The sequence below is a fragment of the Streptomyces noursei genome (assembly GCF_016917755.1).
Taxonomy (GTDB): domain Bacteria; phylum Actinomycetota; class Actinomycetes; order Streptomycetales; family Streptomycetaceae; genus Streptomyces; species Streptomyces yunnanensis.
Genome location: NZ_CP070326.1, coordinates 4,292,757 through 4,306,987, shown reverse-complemented (window position 1 = coordinate 4,306,987; position 14,231 = coordinate 4,292,757). Strand labels below are relative to the sequence as shown.

General features: G+C 73.0%; 12 protein-coding genes and 1 pseudogene. 5 read left to right on the top strand and 8 right to left on the bottom strand.

Translation table 11 applies throughout. The annotated features are described in order from the left end of the window. Positions 1-473: 473 nt before the first annotated feature. Positions 474-1,316, top strand: coding sequence for a Bax inhibitor-1/YccA family protein (locus JNO44_RS18900; protein ID WP_205365376.1), 843 nt, complete (start codon positions 474-476; stop codon positions 1,314-1,316). An 84-nt stretch (positions 1,317-1,400) separates the two neighbouring features. Here JNO44_RS18900 and JNO44_RS18895 read toward each other — a convergent pair whose 3' ends face one another. Further along, complete coding sequence (locus JNO44_RS18895; protein WP_039635780.1) at positions 1,401-1,628, bottom strand: DUF4287 domain-containing protein; 228 nt, start codon at positions 1,626-1,628, stop codon at positions 1,401-1,403. Between the two features lie 98 nt (positions 1,629-1,726). Here JNO44_RS18895 and JNO44_RS18890 point away from each other — a divergent pair, with 98 nt between their 5' ends. Then, positions 1,727-2,128, top strand: a complete 402-nt coding sequence (locus tag JNO44_RS18890; protein WP_205365375.1) for a hypothetical protein — start codon at positions 1,727-1,729, stop codon at positions 2,126-2,128. Here the strand turns inward: JNO44_RS18890 and JNO44_RS18885 are convergent. The 3 genes from JNO44_RS18885 to JNO44_RS18875 all read right to left on the bottom strand — a co-directional run bounded on the left by JNO44_RS18885 (position 2,092) and on the right by JNO44_RS18875 (position 6,298). Continuing rightward, on the bottom strand, positions 2,092-3,096 hold the full coding sequence (locus JNO44_RS18885; RefSeq protein WP_205365374.1) for a hypothetical protein: 1,005 nt from the start codon (positions 3,094-3,096) through the stop codon (positions 2,092-2,094). The genes JNO44_RS18890 and JNO44_RS18885 overlap by 37 nt on opposite strands. Positions 3,097-3,676: 580 nt before the next feature. Continuing rightward, entirely contained in the window at positions 3,677-4,897 is a 1,221-nt protein-coding gene (locus JNO44_RS18880; protein WP_205365373.1) for an acetyl-CoA C-acetyltransferase, read from the bottom strand. 369 nt (positions 4,898-5,266) lie between these two features. Further along, positions 5,267-6,298, bottom strand: coding sequence for an SGNH/GDSL hydrolase family protein (locus tag JNO44_RS18875; protein WP_205365372.1), 1,032 nt, complete (start codon positions 6,296-6,298; stop codon positions 5,267-5,269). A 273-nt stretch (positions 6,299-6,571) separates the two neighbouring features. Between JNO44_RS18875 and JNO44_RS18870 the strand changes: the two genes are divergently transcribed. After that, complete coding sequence (locus JNO44_RS18870) at positions 6,572-7,960, top strand: cystathionine beta-synthase (RefSeq protein WP_205365371.1); 1,389 nt, start codon at positions 6,572-6,574, stop codon at positions 7,958-7,960. Between the two features lie 369 nt (positions 7,961-8,329). Here JNO44_RS18870 and JNO44_RS18865 read toward each other — a convergent pair whose 3' ends face one another. Both JNO44_RS18865 and JNO44_RS18860 read right to left on the bottom strand, forming a co-directional pair. Then, positions 8,330-8,743: a hypothetical protein gene (locus tag JNO44_RS18865; RefSeq protein WP_205365370.1), complete on the bottom strand. Its 414-nt coding sequence runs from the start codon at positions 8,741-8,743 to the stop codon at positions 8,330-8,332. Positions 8,744-8,784: 41 nt separating this feature from the next. Continuing rightward, positions 8,785-10,221: a purine-cytosine permease family protein gene (locus JNO44_RS18860; RefSeq protein WP_205365369.1), complete on the bottom strand. Its 1,437-nt coding sequence runs from the start codon at positions 10,219-10,221 to the stop codon at positions 8,785-8,787. Between the two features lie 129 nt (positions 10,222-10,350). Here JNO44_RS18860 and JNO44_RS44460 point away from each other — a divergent pair. Further along, positions 10,351-10,554 (top strand): annotated as a pseudogene (locus JNO44_RS44460) (sigma factor-like helix-turn-helix DNA-binding protein); the annotation flags it as partial. A gap of 174 nt (positions 10,555-10,728) precedes the next feature. After that, complete coding sequence (locus tag JNO44_RS18850) at positions 10,729-11,592, top strand: MurR/RpiR family transcriptional regulator (RefSeq protein ID WP_235096012.1); 864 nt, start codon at positions 10,729-10,731, stop codon at positions 11,590-11,592. A gap of 24 nt (positions 11,593-11,616) precedes the next feature. On the opposite strand, the gene JNO44_RS18845 is transcribed toward JNO44_RS18850, so the two are convergent. Together JNO44_RS18845 and JNO44_RS18840 are read right to left on the bottom strand one after the other, a co-directional pair. Next, positions 11,617-12,951, bottom strand: a complete 1,335-nt coding sequence (locus tag JNO44_RS18845; RefSeq protein WP_205365368.1) for a type III PLP-dependent enzyme domain-containing protein — start codon at positions 12,949-12,951, stop codon at positions 11,617-11,619. A gap of 318 nt (positions 12,952-13,269) precedes the next feature. Continuing rightward, positions 13,270-14,223, bottom strand: a complete 954-nt coding sequence (locus tag JNO44_RS18840; protein WP_205365367.1) for an ABC transporter permease — start codon at positions 14,221-14,223, stop codon at positions 13,270-13,272. Positions 14,224-14,231 lie beyond the last annotated feature (8 nt).

Here is a 14,231-nt window from a genome sequence, read left to right as displayed (position 1 = left end):
CCGCTACACGTGGTGACGGGGTGCTGCCCGTGGAAGGGCAGGTACCGGCTAGCCAGTATGACGACGACTCTGGTCAATCGGTTGCCCTGACCTCCGGTGATCAGACATTTATCGGATTCGGATCATGCCGGTGACCCCGGGGTCCCGGAGTTGACGGTGTGGGGAAATGCCCGTTCGACGGGGACGGGAAAAGATCGATTACCCGGATTTTGTCCGGACTATCTGGCGGCCCGCTCCGACGGCCCGGTCGTCCGCGGAGTGGCATATGACACAGCGGCAGATGTGACGAAGACGTCGCGATCCGGTAGTTGGAGTGCCCGCCCGGGCACCTCCGCGGGCTCCGACACGTCCTCTCTGCAGAGGACGTGTCATCCGTGGGACGAGGGAAGATCCTGCCCAGGAACGAGAGACGCGTCTTTGCCAAGCCATTACGCTTGCGTCAAGGCCGCGCAGGGCGGCCATGGAGGAGTGAGATGAGGAGCAGCAACCCGGTCTTCTCGCGACGGGGGTTCAGCCGAGGCACCGGCTACGCGGGCTTCAACGCGCAGGCCGGGGGCCCCACCGCCACCCAGTACGCCGGAGCCAACCCGTACGCCGGAGCCAATCCGTACGCCACCGAGGCGCCGCAGTACGCGCCGCAGCACACCCCGCAGACCCGCCCGATGACGATGGACGACGTCGTCGCGCGCACGGGCCTGACGCTCGGCACGGTCATCGCCGGTGCCACCGTCGGCTGGCTGTTCCTCACCGGGCAGCTCGCCTTCGCGATCGGCGCCGGACTGGCCGCCACGGTGCTGGGCTTCATCCAGTCCTTCAAGCGCAAGCCGTCCCCCGCGCTGATCCTCGGCTACGCGGCACTGGAGGGCGTCTTCCTGGGCGCGCTCAGCGGCTTCATCAACGACCTGCCGAAGCTGAACGGCGCCCCCATGCAGGCGGTGCTGGGCACGATGGCGGTGTTCGTCGCCATGCTCGTCGCCTACAAGACCCGGATCGTCCGGGTCACCGCGCGGTTCACCCGCTTCGTGATGATCGCGGCGCTGGGCTTCTTGATGCTGTCGCTGGTCAACCTGCTGTTCATGGTGTTCGGCGGGGGTGACGGCCTCGGCTTCCGCAGCGGCGGCCTGGGCATCCTCTTCGGCGTCGTGGGCGTGGTCCTCGGCGCGCTCTTCCTCGCCATGGACTTCAAGCAGGTCGAGGACGGCGTCGCCTACGGCGCGCCGCGCGAGGAGTCCTGGCTGGCCGCGTTCGGCCTGACCACGACCCTGGTGTGGATCTACTGGGAGATGCTGCGGCTGATCTCGATCCTGCGCGACTGACACCCCGCACGAGCGGACGAGGGGCCCGTGGGCGACTGCCCACGGGCCCCTCGCGCATACCGGGACTCCTCCCGGGCCCGGATTTCAGAACTTGCGCGCGGCGCGCCGGAGATCGTGTTCATGGACGATCGCCTTGGCGTGGCCATGGGAGAGGTTGTGCGCGCCGCGCAGCCAGCTGACCTTTTCGTCGAAGCGGATGAGAGCGGGGCCTTCGTCGACGGTGCGGAGCCATTCGGCAATATCCCGACCGGTGCAGTGCGGGATGCGGGAGAGCATATTCTGGTGGGTCTCTTCGGAGAAGGACTGAGACATCGGCGCCTCCGGACGCGGTCGATGCTGGTTCTTCCGCTCACCGTGCCTGAGCGTTCCGGCATTGGCAACCACCCGGGAGTTGCGCTTAGGCTCACGCCGTGCTTGACGTGACGCCTTTGCAGACCGCCGTGGACGCGCTCGCCGACCGCCTCAGGGCGCTGCCGCAGAGCGCCCTGCGCCGCGGCGCCGCCGCCGAAGGGCTGGCGCTGGCACGGGAGTTGACGGCCCGCGCGCAGCGGATCGAACGCCCCGGGGAGCGGCCCAGGGAGCTCCCGGACGCCGGGATGTTCGCGGTCGGCGACCAACTCGCCGTGGCCGGACACGACCTCGTCGAGGCGCTGCGGGCGGCCGCCGGCGCGCCCGAGGGCGGCGCGGTCGACGGGCGGGGCGCGGCGGAAGCTGACGTGAAAGCGGCCCCCGCCGAGCAGTTGGCGGAGGCCGTGCGCCGTGTCCGGGAGGCGGCTCAGAGCGAGGCGATGACCCGGTCGGCGAGGATGTAGACGCTCTCGTTGCGGCGCTCGCCCCAGGAGAACGTCAGCGCGTAGGCGCCGGAGATGCCCGAGCCGCCCAGCAGCACCGGGGCGTGGCCGTCGCGCAGCGCGGCGGCCAGGCTCTCGGCGGTCTCCCGGTGCCCGGGGGTCAGGCAGAGCGTGGTGCCGTCGGTGAAGACGTACACGTCGAGCGTGCCCAGCGGACCGGGGCGGACGTCGGCGAGCGGGGTGCCCTCGCGGGCCAGCTCCGCCAGGCGCGCCACGGTGCGCTCGTGGTCGCCGATGGCCGGGATGGGGGAGAAGTCCGGGTGCGAGGGGTGGCGCCGGCGGGCGGCGGCCAGCTCGGCGGACTCGGCGGGCTCGGAGGGTTCCGCCCGCTCGAACTCCGGCGCGTCCAGTGCCTCCAGCGCCTCGACGGACTCCAGGGCCTCCAACGACTCCAGGGCCTCGACGGGCTCCAGCGCCGGCAGCGGTTCCAGGGCGTCCGGGCCCAGCAGCGACTCCAGCCCGGCCAGGTCCGCCTGGCGCGGCACGAACGGCTGGCTGTCGAACCGGTCCAGCTCCAGCTGCTCGGACGGCTCCCGGCGCCCCTCACGGCCGTCGAGCGGTCCGTCCTCGCCGAGGGCGGACAGCGGGCCGGACAGCGACGGGGCGTCCGCCGCGTTCAGGGAGTCCCGGGCCTCCTGCGCGGCCCAGAAGGCGCGCGCCTCGGCCAGCTCCCGCTCCCGCTCCTCGGCCAGCGCGTCCGCGACGGCGGCGCGTATGTCCGCGAGCGGGGTCTCGACGGCCGGCACGCCGCGGGCGGCGGGCACCTGCGCGGCCTCGGCGCGGGTGGCCGCGTCCGCGCGGGCGGCGACCAGCTCGGCGTGCAGCGCGGTGAGCTGACCGCGCAGCGCACGGGCGGTGTACAGGGCGACGGCGCCCAGCACCACGGCGACCGCCGCGGCCAGCAGCAGGACGAGGGTGGTGACAGTCATGCCGAAACCTCGCTTCGCTCGGCCTCGCATGCACGAGGCGCGCACCTTTCGGTGGTTCGCTCACTTCCGGGCATACGCCCACACTGTCGTGGACCGGTCACCGGCGTACTCCCGTTAGCAGATTGTTCTCGGACTTCCTACAACAGCGTGACTGACGTCGGCGACTGTTCGCAGGGTGGTATGTCCTGAAATGGTGCCCCCTTGGGGGCACCTGCGGTGGGGTGCCCCCTGGCTGAGCTGCAAAAACGCTGCTCCCCCGGGATGTTGGTCACAATCCTGGGGGCGATTGGGTCGCGATCTTGTCACTGAGTGGCCTGGGTCACGCGCCGTCGCGGAACGTGTCCGAACGGCAGCGAAGGGTGCGCGGGGGACGGGAGTTGGTCCGTTTTCCCCGCGCACCCTTCAGGTACGCGCGTGCGCTGCGGGCGGGTGCCGGGCGCTCGTTCCTCACCCCCGCCCCCACCCTCCGCTGCGACTCAGCTCAGCCGCTCGCGCCACGGGTCGCGCTGAGCTTCGCCTCCGCTGCGGGCGGGCGCCGGGCGCTCGTTCCTCACCCCCGCCCCCCACCCTCCGCTGCGACTCAGCTCAGCCGCTCGATGACCATCGCCATGCCCTGGCCGCCGCCGACGCACATGGTCTCCAGGCCGAACTGCTTGTCGTGCCACTGGAGGGAGTTGATCAGGGTGGTGGTGATCCGGGCGCCGGTCATGCCGAAGGGGTGGCCGACGGCGATCGCGCCGCCGTTGACGTTCAGCCGGTCCAGGTCGATGCCCAGGTCGCGGTAGGAGGGGATCACCTGGGCGGCGAACGCCTCGTTGATCTCGACCAGGTCGATGTCGGAGACCGACAGGCCGGCGCGCCGGAGCGCCTGCTTGCTGGCCTCGACCGGGCCGTACCCCATGATCTCGGGGGAGAGGCCGGAGACGCCGGTGGAGACGATCCGGGCCAGCGGGGTCAGACCCAGCTCGCGCGCCTTGGTGTCGGACATGATCACGAGCGCGGCGGCGCCGTCGTTCAGCGGGCAGCAGTTGCCGGCGGTGACCAGGCCGTCGGGGCGGAAGACCGGCTTGAGGCCCTGGACGCCCTCCAGCGTGACACCGGCGCGCGGGCCGTCGTCCTTGGAGACGACCGTGCCGTCCGGGAGCTCGACCGGGGTGATCTCCCGCTCCCAGAAGCCGTTCTTGATCGCCTGCTCGGCGAGGTTCTGGGACCGGACGCCGAACTCGTCCATGTCCTGGCGGGTGACGCCCTTGAGGCGGGCGAGGTTCTCCGCGGTCTGGCCCATCGCGATGTACGCGTCCGGGATCAGGCCGTCCTCGCGCGGGTCGCGCCAGTTGGCGCCCTCCTGCTGGGCGCGGGCGGCGGTGCGCGCCTCGGCGTCCGCGAACAGCGGGTTGTGGGTGTCGGGCAGGCCGTCGGAGGTGCCCTTGGTGCTGCGCGAGACCATCTCGACGCCCGCCGAGATGAAGACGTCGCCCTCGCCGGCCTTGATGGCGTGCAGTGCCATCCGGGTCGTCTGGAGCGAGGAGGAGCAGTAGCGGGTGATGGTGCAGCCCGGGAGGTGGTCCATCCCCATCTGGACGGCCACGATGCGGCCGAGGTTGTGGCCCTGCTCGCCGCCGGGCAGACCGCAGCCGAGCATCAGGTCGTCGATGTCGGTCGGGTCGAGCTCGGGGACCTTGGCGAGGGCGGTCTCGATGATCTTCGCGGTGAGGTCGTCGGGGCGCAGGTCCTTGAGGGAGCCCTTGAAGGCGCGGCCGATCGGGGAGCGGGCGGCTGAGACGATCACGGCTTCGGGCATCACGGCTCCAAGGGGTGTGTGGGTGCGGCGTCCGACGCCCCGCCGTGCGACCGGGGCCGGGCGGTGGGTGGCGGAACAAGGCGGACCGTCAGGGAAGTTACCTGCACGTACGGCAAGAGGTCACGGGGTGCGCGCTGTGATGCGGGCCTCTTTTCTAAGCGAACGCTTATGGGGAACGGGGGAGCGGACGCCGGCTGTTCCCGCGTGGGCGCCCGGAGGCCGCTCCGCGCCCCCTGACGTGCGCCGGTGGGCCCAGGGCGGGTCCGCCACACCCCGCCCGCCGTTCGTCGCTCCCCCGGCCGACGCCGGGAGGTGCCCAGGCCCGCGCGCTCGCCGCACCGGGCCGACGACGGGACGGTGCGGCCCCGCCTATCCGGTGACCGACGGCCGGTCCACCGGGTCCTCCTCCGGCGCCGGAAGCTGACGGCGCCGGCGGTGCTTGAGCAGGGCCCAGGGGGCGCGGCGGGAGGCGGTGACCTCCGTGCCGCCCTCGGAGGCGGCCCGGGCCGCGGCCTGCTCGACGGGGAGGATGCCCTCGCGCCGGGCCGGCTCCGGCCGCTCCTCCTCCGGCCACAGCCCGAGCGCCGCGCACAGCGTCGGGAACACCGCCATCGCGGCGGTGGCGTACCCCTCCGCCGAGGGGTGGTAGTTGTCCGGGCCGAACAGCTCCCGGGGGCGTGCCTCGAACTCCGGGCCGAGCAGCGCGCCGAGCGAGACCGTCCGGCCGCCGTTCTCGACCACGCCGATGGTCTGCGCGGCGGCCAGCTGCCGGGAGAGCCGGCGGGCCACCCACCGCAGCGGTTGGTAGACCGGCTCGATGGTGCCCAGGTCGGGGCAGGTGCCGACGATCACCTCGCAGCCCGCCATGCGCAGCACCCGCACCGCCTCGGACAGATGCCGCACCGACTCCGCGGGCGGCAGGCGGCGGGTGACGTCGTTGGCGCCGATCATGACGACGCAGAGGTCGGGGGTCTCCTCGCCGCTCGCCAGCAACAGCTCCACCTGGCGGGGCAGGTCGTCGGACCGGGCGCCGGGCAGCGCCACGTTGCGCAGGTCGACGGGGAGTTCGGCGAGCGCGGCCAGGCCGGAGGCGAGCAGCGCGCCGGGCGTCTGGGAGGGGCGGTGGACGCCCTGGCCGGCCGCGGTGGAGTCGCCGAGGAAGCCCAGGCGCAGCGGGGGGCGGTCGGTGCGGTGGCCGAAGGCCGCGCCGTAGCGGCCGTCGGCGCACGGCGGGATGTCGTTGGAGCCGCCGACCGTGCGCCGGGCCAGCCGGACCTCGGTCAGCAGCAGCCCGACGGCGGCCACACCCAGCAGCCCGACCCCGCCGCCGCCGAACGCGGCCGCGGTCGCGATCCGCCGTGCCACTCTCGCCCTGGAACCCGTCGTCACCGTCGTCGCCATCGGCCGGCACCTCCCTGTGCAGCGCGGGCGCGCCGCGGCTGTGGGGCCGGACGCGCTCGTGAAAGGGCAAGAACTCCTTCACCAGGTAGGTGCCCGTTCCTGGCTGCCGTGCAACGCGGCGGACCTCCGATGGAGCCCTGCGCACGGGCTCGCGGGCCCGGGGCCCCGGTGGATCGGAGCCGGGGTTGATCGACCGGACGGCCCTTTCCCCACCAGGGCAATAGGCTGGCGGCACGGGCGCAGGAGAGCGTGCCCCCGACCGCGGAGACCACCGTGCAGTTTTACGATTCGATGATTGAGCTCGTCGGCAACACCCCGCTCGTGCGACTCAACAACGTCACTCAAGGGATCCAGGCAACCGTCCTGGTGAAGGTCGAGTACTTCAACCCCGGCGGATCGGTCAAGGACCGGATCGCGGTGCGGATGATCGAGGCCGCCGAGGAGTCGGGCGAGTTGCAGCCGGGCGGCACCATCGTGGAGCCGACCTCCGGCAACACGGGGGTGGGGCTCGCCATCGTGGCCCAGCAGAAGGGCTACAAGTGCATCTTCGTCTGCCCCGACAAGGTGTCGACGGACAAGATCAACGTGCTGCGGGCCTACGGCGCCGAGGTGGTGGTGTGCCCGACGGCCGTGGACCCCGAGCACCCCGACTCGTACTACAACGTCTCCGACCGGCTGGTGCGCGAGACGCCCGGTGCCTGGAAGCCCGACCAGTACAGCAACCCCAACAACCCGCGCTCGCACTACGAGACCACCGGTCCGGAGCTGTGGGAGCAGACCGACGGGCGGATCAGCCACTTCGTGGCGGGCGTCGGCACCGGCGGCACCATCAGCGGCACCGGCCGCTATCTGAAGGACGTCAGTGACGGCAAGGTCAAGGTCATCGGCGCCGACCCGGAGGGCTCCGTCTACAGCGGCGGCTCCGGCCGGCCGTACCTGATCGAGGGCGTCGGCGAGGACTTCTGGCCGACCGCCTACGACCGCACGGTCGCCGACGAGATCGTGGCGGTCTCCGACAAGGACGCCTTCCAGATGACCCGGCGGCTGGCCAAGGAGGAGGGGCTGCTGGTCGGCGGCTCCTGCGGGATGGCCGTGGTGGCCGGTCTGCGGGTCGCCGAGCGGCTCGGGCCGGACGACGTGATGGTCATCCTGCTCCCGGACAGCGGGCGCGGCTACCTCTCCAAGATCTTCAACGACGAGTGGATGGCCGACTACGGCTTCCTGGAGGAGGGCGGCACCGCGGCCCGGGTCGGCGAGGTCCTCCAGTACAAGGAGGGCGCGCTGCCCTCCCTCGTCCACATGCACCCGGAGGAGACCGTCGGCGAGGCGATCGAGGTGCTGCGCGAGTACGGCGTCTCGCAGATGCCGATCGTCAAGCCGGGCGCCGGGCACCCCGACGTGATGGCCGCCGAGGTCGTCGGCTCTGTCGTCGAACGGGAGCTGCTGGACGCGCTGTTCACCCAGCGCGCCTCGCTCTCCGACCCGCTGGAGAAGCACATGTGCCCGCCGCTGCCGCAGGTCGGCTCCGGCGAGCCGGTCTCGGACCTGATGGCGGTGCTGGAGAGCGCCGACGCGGCGATCGTCCTCGTCGAGGGCAAGCCCAAGGGCGTGGTGAGCCGTCAGGACCTGCTGGCGTACTTGGCGCGCGGGGTCGCCAAGTAGGCATCAGGTGTCCGTCGCCGCCCGGGCGTCGCGCCCGGGCGGTGTCAAGTGTCCGTCAGGAAACGGTTCGTCGGCGCAAGGTGTACGTATGCGTCACGTGTCCGCAGCACGGACTTAACACTTCTCCGGCACATTGTTGTGCAGGCGACGCGGAACTCCGGAGCGGCTCCCGGACCTCCTCGATCGCCAGGATGCGACGACCGGCCCTGACCCGGCTCGCGTCTCGTGCGGGGACCGCCGTCGTCCCGCCCCCGGCTCCGGCCGGGGTGCGGCGGTCCCCGCGAAATTCTTTTCCGGGCCCCGAGTCCCGTCTCCCGGCCCTTCGGAGGCCGGGCTTCGGGGTGCCCCGCCGCCGAGCCTCCGGCCGGCTCAGTCCCAGTCGCCCTCGCGCCGCTCGGACTTGCCCGGCAGCACCGTCCGCAGCCCCAGGCTGTGCACCGCGTTGACCCCGACGATGCCGGCCCAGCACAGCGCCAGGCCGATCAGCCCCGCGTTGGCCACGGCTATCGCGGACAGCGGGATGGCCAGCACCAACGAGACCACGGCGACCGCGAACCGCTGCCAGAACTCGTGGTTGACGCCCGGCCGGCGGGGCGGCAGCGTCCCGCGCGCCACCTGCATCTGCTGCTCGGCCACCTGCCGGCGCACCCGCCGGTCGACGTTGGCGTCGAGCTTCTCCAGGAAGGACTCCACCAGCTCCGACTCGTACTCCGGCCCCAGCTCCTTGCGCGTCTGGAGGGTCGCGTCGAGTTCCTTCTTCAGCTCAGGGTCGTGTGTCGCCATAGCGTCGAGATTACGGCCGGGTGGGCGGCGGCGCGGTAGGGCTAGCCCCCCGATCCGGCGGGGGCGCGCCTCTCCCGGACCGCCGGTTCCACCAGGCGCGCGGTGTCCCGGCGGGCGGTGAGCCAGTACAGGGCGGCGGGCACCGCCAGGCCGACCAGCCAGGAGACGTCGGCGCCGCCGAGCGGGGCGACCAGCGGGCCGGTGTAGAACGCCGTGGCCAGGAAGGGGAGTTGGGCGAGCACGCCGACGGCGTAGACGGTCAGGGCCCGGACGTTCCAGGCGCCGTACCGGCCGGCGGGGTCGCTGAGCGCCGGGACGTCGTAGCGCTCCTTGGAGAGCAGGTAGTAGTCGACCAGGTTGATCGCCGACCAGGGTGTGAAGAACGTCAGCAGGAAGAGCAGGAAGTCCTTGAAGGAGGCGAGGAAGGAGTCCTTGCCCAGCAGGGCGACGGCGGTGCCGGCCGCCATGATCCCGGCGATGTACGCGGCCCGGCCGCGCGGCGAGAGGGACCGTCCCCCGCCTTCGGTGCCCGGCGCCCCCGGCCCGCGGAAGCCGGTGACGCTGGTGACCAGCGACATGAAGCCGCCGTAGGTGTTGAGGATGTTGATGGTGAGCTTGCCGAGGGCGATGACGAGGTAGAGGAACGAGGCGATCAGCCCGCTGCCGCCGAGTCCGACGACATAGCCGACCTCGTGGCCCACGAACGCACCCGGGGCCGCGGCGGCGGCCAGCGCCCCGAAGGCCATCGACCACTGCGCGCCCAGCACGGAGCCGGCGAACGTCCACCAGAAGGTCGCCCGGGTCGAGGTGTGCCGCGGCAGATAGCGCGAGTAGTCCGCCACGTACGGGCCGAACGCCAGCTGCCAGGACGCCGAGAGCGAGACCGCGAGCAGGAACACCGGCGCCCCGAAGCCGCGGTCGTGCAGCAGCGCGGCGAGGTCGGCGCGCTGCAGCAGTCGGACGCCGAGGTAGACGAAGGCCAGCGCGCAGACCAGGCCGGCGACCTTGCCGAGCAGGTGGACGAGGCGGTAGCCGACGGTCGCGGCGAGCGCGGTGACCGCGGCGAACAGCACGATCCCGGCCGTCCCGCCGAGGTGCGTCAGCTCGCCCACCGCCTGCCCGGCGAGCACGCTGCCGCTGGCGAAGAAGCCGATGTACATCACGATGACCAGCGCCAGCGGCACTACCGCCCCGCGCACCCCGAACTGCGCTCGGGAGGTGATCATCTGCGGTAGTCCGAGCCGCGGCCCCTGCGCGGAGTGCAGCGCCATCACCGCCCCGCCCGCGAGGTTGCCGAGCAGCAGTCCGATCAGTGCCCAGAAGGCGTTGGCCCCGAAGACCACGGCGAGCGCGCCGGTGACGACGGCGGTGATCTGGAGGTTGGCGCCCAGCCAGAGGGTGAACTGGCTGACCGCGCTGCCGTGCCGTTCGTCGTCGGGGACGACATCGATCGAGCGTCGTTCCACCACGCCTGCCATGGGTGCCGCCTCTCCCGCCGTGCTGCGTGCATGAGTTCATGCAGGATCGGGGTACGGTGAATGGAAGGTCAATAGGCGGGCGGTCGTTCGCTCCGCTCGCGGGCGTCCGGCGCGAAGCGCGGACCGGCGGTGCTCCGGTACGGCCCGGGCACGCATACCGGCCGTCGGCGGACGGGGAACGGTGGGTCCGATGCAGCGTCCACGACGGGTGCGGGGGACACCCCGGAGTCGGTCCGGCTGGCGTTCGTCTCCGCGCTCCAGCGGCTGGCCCCCCGGCAGCGGGCGGTGCTGATCCTGCGGGAGGTGCTCTGCTGGTCGGCGAGCGAGGTGGCGGAGCTGCTCGACAGCGCCGCCACGCCCCTCCCGCCCCACCCGGGGCCGACGCCGGCCAGGAATTCCGTACAGTCGGTGGACCGACGTCAAGGCCCCCGACCGGGCCGGGAAGAAGAGGCCATGAGCGGGGACGGGGACAACGGCGTCCGCACGGACGGGACGCAGCCGCCGGCGATGGGCGCGGCGGGGAGCACGGCGGTCGGCGCCACCGGCACCGCCGCCCGCCTCCAGCGGCTCTTCGAGGGGCACCGGCTGACGCCCACCCAGCGGCGGATCGCCCACTGCATGGTGCGGCGGGCCGCCGACGCGCCGTTCCTCTCCAGCGTCGAGCTGGCGGAGCTGGCCGGCGTCAGCCAGCCCTCCGTCACCCGCTTCGCCGTCGCGCTCGGCTTCGACGGCTACCCGGCGCTCCGCCGCCACCTGCGGGACGTCGCGCCCACCGGCAAGCCCGGCGCCGCCGGCGCGCACAACGAGTACCAACAGGCCGTCCAGGCGGAGATCGACAACCTTCGTCACCTCGCCGACGCCCTCGCCGACCCCGGCCCGGTGACCGAGGCCGGCCGGCTCCTCGCCGCCTCCCGCCCGCTCCCGGTCCTCGGCCTGCGCGCCGCCACCGCCCAGGCCGCCGGTTTCGCGTACTTCGCCCGGAAGGTGCACCCCGACGTCCGCCTGCTGGACGAGGGCGGCACCATGCTCACCGACCGGGTCGACGCCGCGGTCCACGCCGGCGCCAGCGCCCTCCTGTGCTTCGCCCTGCCCCGCCACCCCCGCGAGGTCATCGACGCCCTCGCCTACGCCCGCGCCGCCGGCCTCACCGTCGTCACCGTCGCCGACAGCGTCTTCGCCCCGGTCGCCCACCACACCGACCTGCTGCTGCCGGCACCCGTCGGCACCGGCCTGGCCTTCGACACCGCCTGCGCCCCGATGCTGCTGGGCCGCGTCCTGCTGGAGGCGATGTGCGACGACCTCCCGGACGCCCAGGCCCGCCTGGAGGAGTTCGACGCCAAGGCGGCGGAACGCGGCCTGTTCGTGGAGTGAGGGCCGGCCGCGGGCCGCTGCCGCTCAGCCCAGCGCCAGGCTCCGCAGCGCGTTGGCGTGGTCGGCGCCGCTCTCCGCGGTGAGCTCCTCCAGCGTCTGCGGGGTGCGGACGGTGGCGAAGGCGAACGTGCCGTCGGGGGCCGGCGCGTAGCCGTAGACGCCGGGGCGGGGGAGGGAGTTGTAGGCGAAGTGGGTGGAGAAGTAGTACGCGCCGGTGTCCAGCAGGGCGACGTGGTCGCCGGATTCCAGGCGGGGCAGCGGGCGGTTCTCGGCGACCAGGTCACCGGCGAAGCAGCACGGGCCGGCGATGTCCTGCGGCACCGGCGCCCCGGTCCTGGGGCGACCGGCGTCGTCGTACGCCGCCACCCGGATCGGCCACGACGCGGGCGCGAAGACCGTGCGGGTGGCGACCTGCGCCCCGGCGTGGGTGAGGGCGATCGGCCGTCCGCCGGCCCACTTCGCGTACTCGACGCGGGCCAGCACCATGCCGTGCTTGGCCAGCAGTGACCGCCCGAACTCGGTGACCAGGCCGTACCGGCCGGAGAACAGCCCGGGGACCGCCGAGCGGAGCAGCGCGACGTACTCGCGGTAGGTGGGGGTGACGGCGTCCGAGGAGAAGTTGACGGGCAGGCCGCCGCCGATGTCGAGGGTGCTGATCCGGGGGCCGCCGGCCTGCTCGTTGATCTCCTCGGCGAGGTCGTAGAGCGCCCGGACGCCCTCCGCCATCCGCTCCAGCGGCATGCCCTGGGAGCCGACGTGGGCGTGCAGCCGGGTCAGCCACGGGCGATCGAGGCAGGCCCGGACGATCCATTCGCGGGCGCCCGGGTCGCGCAGCGGGACACCGAACTTGGAGGTGTCGGTGGCGGTGCTCATCGCGCCGATGCTGCCGCCGCCGACCTGCGGGTTGACCCGCAGTCCGATCGGCGCGGTGGACGGGGCCGAGGCCATCATCCGGTCGATGCGGGAGAGTTCCTCGTGGTTGTCGACGTTGACGGCGATGCCCAGGGCCAGCGCCTCGCGGAGCTCGGCGAGGGTCTTGGCGGGGGAGTCCAGGACGGTGTGCCGGGCCGGGATCCCGGCGGCCCGGGCCAGCGCCAGCTCGCCGGGACTGGCCACCTCGCAGCCGATGCCCTCCTGGGCCAGCAGCCGCAGCACGGGCACGAGCGAGGCGGCCTTCACCGCGAACGCATGCAGTACTTGGGTGCCGGGTGCGGTGAACTCCGCGAAGGCGGCGCGGAGTTCGGCCGCCGAGCGGCGGATGCCGGCGACGTCGAGCAGCCCGGCCACCGGCTGACGGGGGCCGACCAGCCCCTGGGCGAGGGCCGCCTGAACGGCACGGTCTCGGTCGGTGAGGGTCATGACTCAACTTCATCATCCGCCCGGGCCCCGCGCCACGGCCGACGTGGGTGGTCGGAGCCCATCCGGTGGCCATGTTGTGTCGATCTCGTGCGGCGATCTCGGCGGTGCGGATCTTGTGTGCCGATCGTGGCGGTCCGGGCCATGGCGGTGTTGATCATGAGGCGGACCGGGGGTGCCGGCACCGCCGTGGCCCCCGTGGCCGGCTGCTCGCGCCCCCCCGCAACGAGCCTCGTCCCCGCCCCACCCCGCGACATGTGCGCGGGGTGGGGCGGGGCGGCAGGAAGCGAGGCGGGGTGAGGAGGGAGGCCCCCGGTGGGGCTACGCCACGGGGGTGCCGCTCAGCTCGGCCTTGCCCTGGCGGGCGGTCAGGCGGGAGCCGGACTCCCGCCGGGTGGCGCGGCGCAGCAGCGGGACCGCCAGGAGGAAGCCCACGACGGCCCAGGCGGCCAGGACCAGGGCGACCGTCGGCAGCTGCCAGGAGCCGGCCAGCTCCGCGGCGCGGGCGGAGTCCGGCAGCAGCGCCGCACGCAGGCCCTGTGCCATCCAGCGCAGCGGGAAGACCGAGGCGATGTTCTGGACCACCGCCGGCATCTTGGATATCGGGAACATCGCGCCCGATGTGATCAGCAGGGCCATCGCGGGCAGCATGATCATCGCCAGTGCCTCGCGCGGATTGGGGAGCACCGCGCCGATCGCCGCGCCCAGCGGTACGACGGCGAGCAGACCGAGGGCGGTGACCCACAGCAGCGTCAGCCAGCCGGCCGGACTGTGCGGCAGCGGCCCGTTCACCAGCGCGGCGGCGGCGCCCAGCAGGACCACCAGGGTGGCCAGCGCCATGACCACGATCAGCAGCGACTTGGCGATGAGGTACGCCGGTATGCCGCCGGGGGTGGTCCGCAGCCGCAGCAGGGTGCCCTCCTCGCGCTCGGTCACCAGGATCTGCGGGAGGCTGATCAGGCCGATCTGGAACAGCAGATACGCGGCGAAACCGGCGAGCGTCAGGTGCGCCATCGGGATCTGGGTGCCGGGCACCTTGCCGTGGATGTAGCCGGCGAGTGCCAGGGCCACCACGATGTTGGTCACATAGCCGAACAACTCCTTGCGGTTGCGCAGCAGATGACGCAGTTCGATGCCGCCGCGCCGCAGTCCCGCCTGCCAGGGGCGGAACCGGCCGGGCCGGGTCGTGCCCCCGCCGGTCGGGCGCGGGCCGCCGCCCGCCGTGCCGTGGTCCCGCTCCGTCGTGGCCGGGCCGCTGTCCGTCGCCGTCGTCATGTCCGTCC

Bases quoted from the DNA above. Each gene is read 5' to 3' on its own strand.
- JNO44_RS18895 (WP_039635780.1), bottom strand. From the start codon at position 1,628: ATGTCTCAGTCCTTCTCCGAAGAGACCCACCAGAATATGCTCTCCCGC.
- JNO44_RS18865 (WP_205365370.1), bottom strand. From the start codon at position 8,743: ATGGCGACACACGACCCTGAGCTGAAGAAGGAACTCGACGCGACCCTC.
- JNO44_RS18840 (WP_205365367.1), bottom strand. From the start codon at position 14,223: ATGACGACGGCGACGGACAGCGGCCCGGCCACGACGGAGCGGGACCAC.
- JNO44_RS18850 (WP_235096012.1), top strand. From the start codon at position 10,729: ATGGGCGCGGCGGGGAGCACGGCGGTCGGCGCCACCGGCACCGCCGCC.
- JNO44_RS18875 (WP_205365372.1), bottom strand. From the start codon at position 6,298: ATGGCGACGACGGTGACGACGGGTTCCAGGGCGAGAGTGGCACGGCGG.
- JNO44_RS18860 (WP_205365369.1), bottom strand. From the start codon at position 10,221: ATGGCAGGCGTGGTGGAACGACGCTCGATCGATGTCGTCCCCGACGAC.
- JNO44_RS18900 (WP_205365376.1), top strand. From the start codon at position 474: ATGAGGAGCAGCAACCCGGTCTTCTCGCGACGGGGGTTCAGCCGAGGC.
- JNO44_RS18880 (WP_205365373.1), bottom strand. From the start codon at position 4,897: ATGCCCGAAGCCGTGATCGTCTCAGCCGCCCGCTCCCCGATCGGCCGC.
- JNO44_RS18845 (WP_205365368.1), bottom strand. From the start codon at position 12,951: ATGACCCTCACCGACCGAGACCGTGCCGTTCAGGCGGCCCTCGCCCAG.
- JNO44_RS18885 (WP_205365374.1), bottom strand. From the start codon at position 3,096: ATGACTGTCACCACCCTCGTCCTGCTGCTGGCCGCGGCGGTCGCCGTG.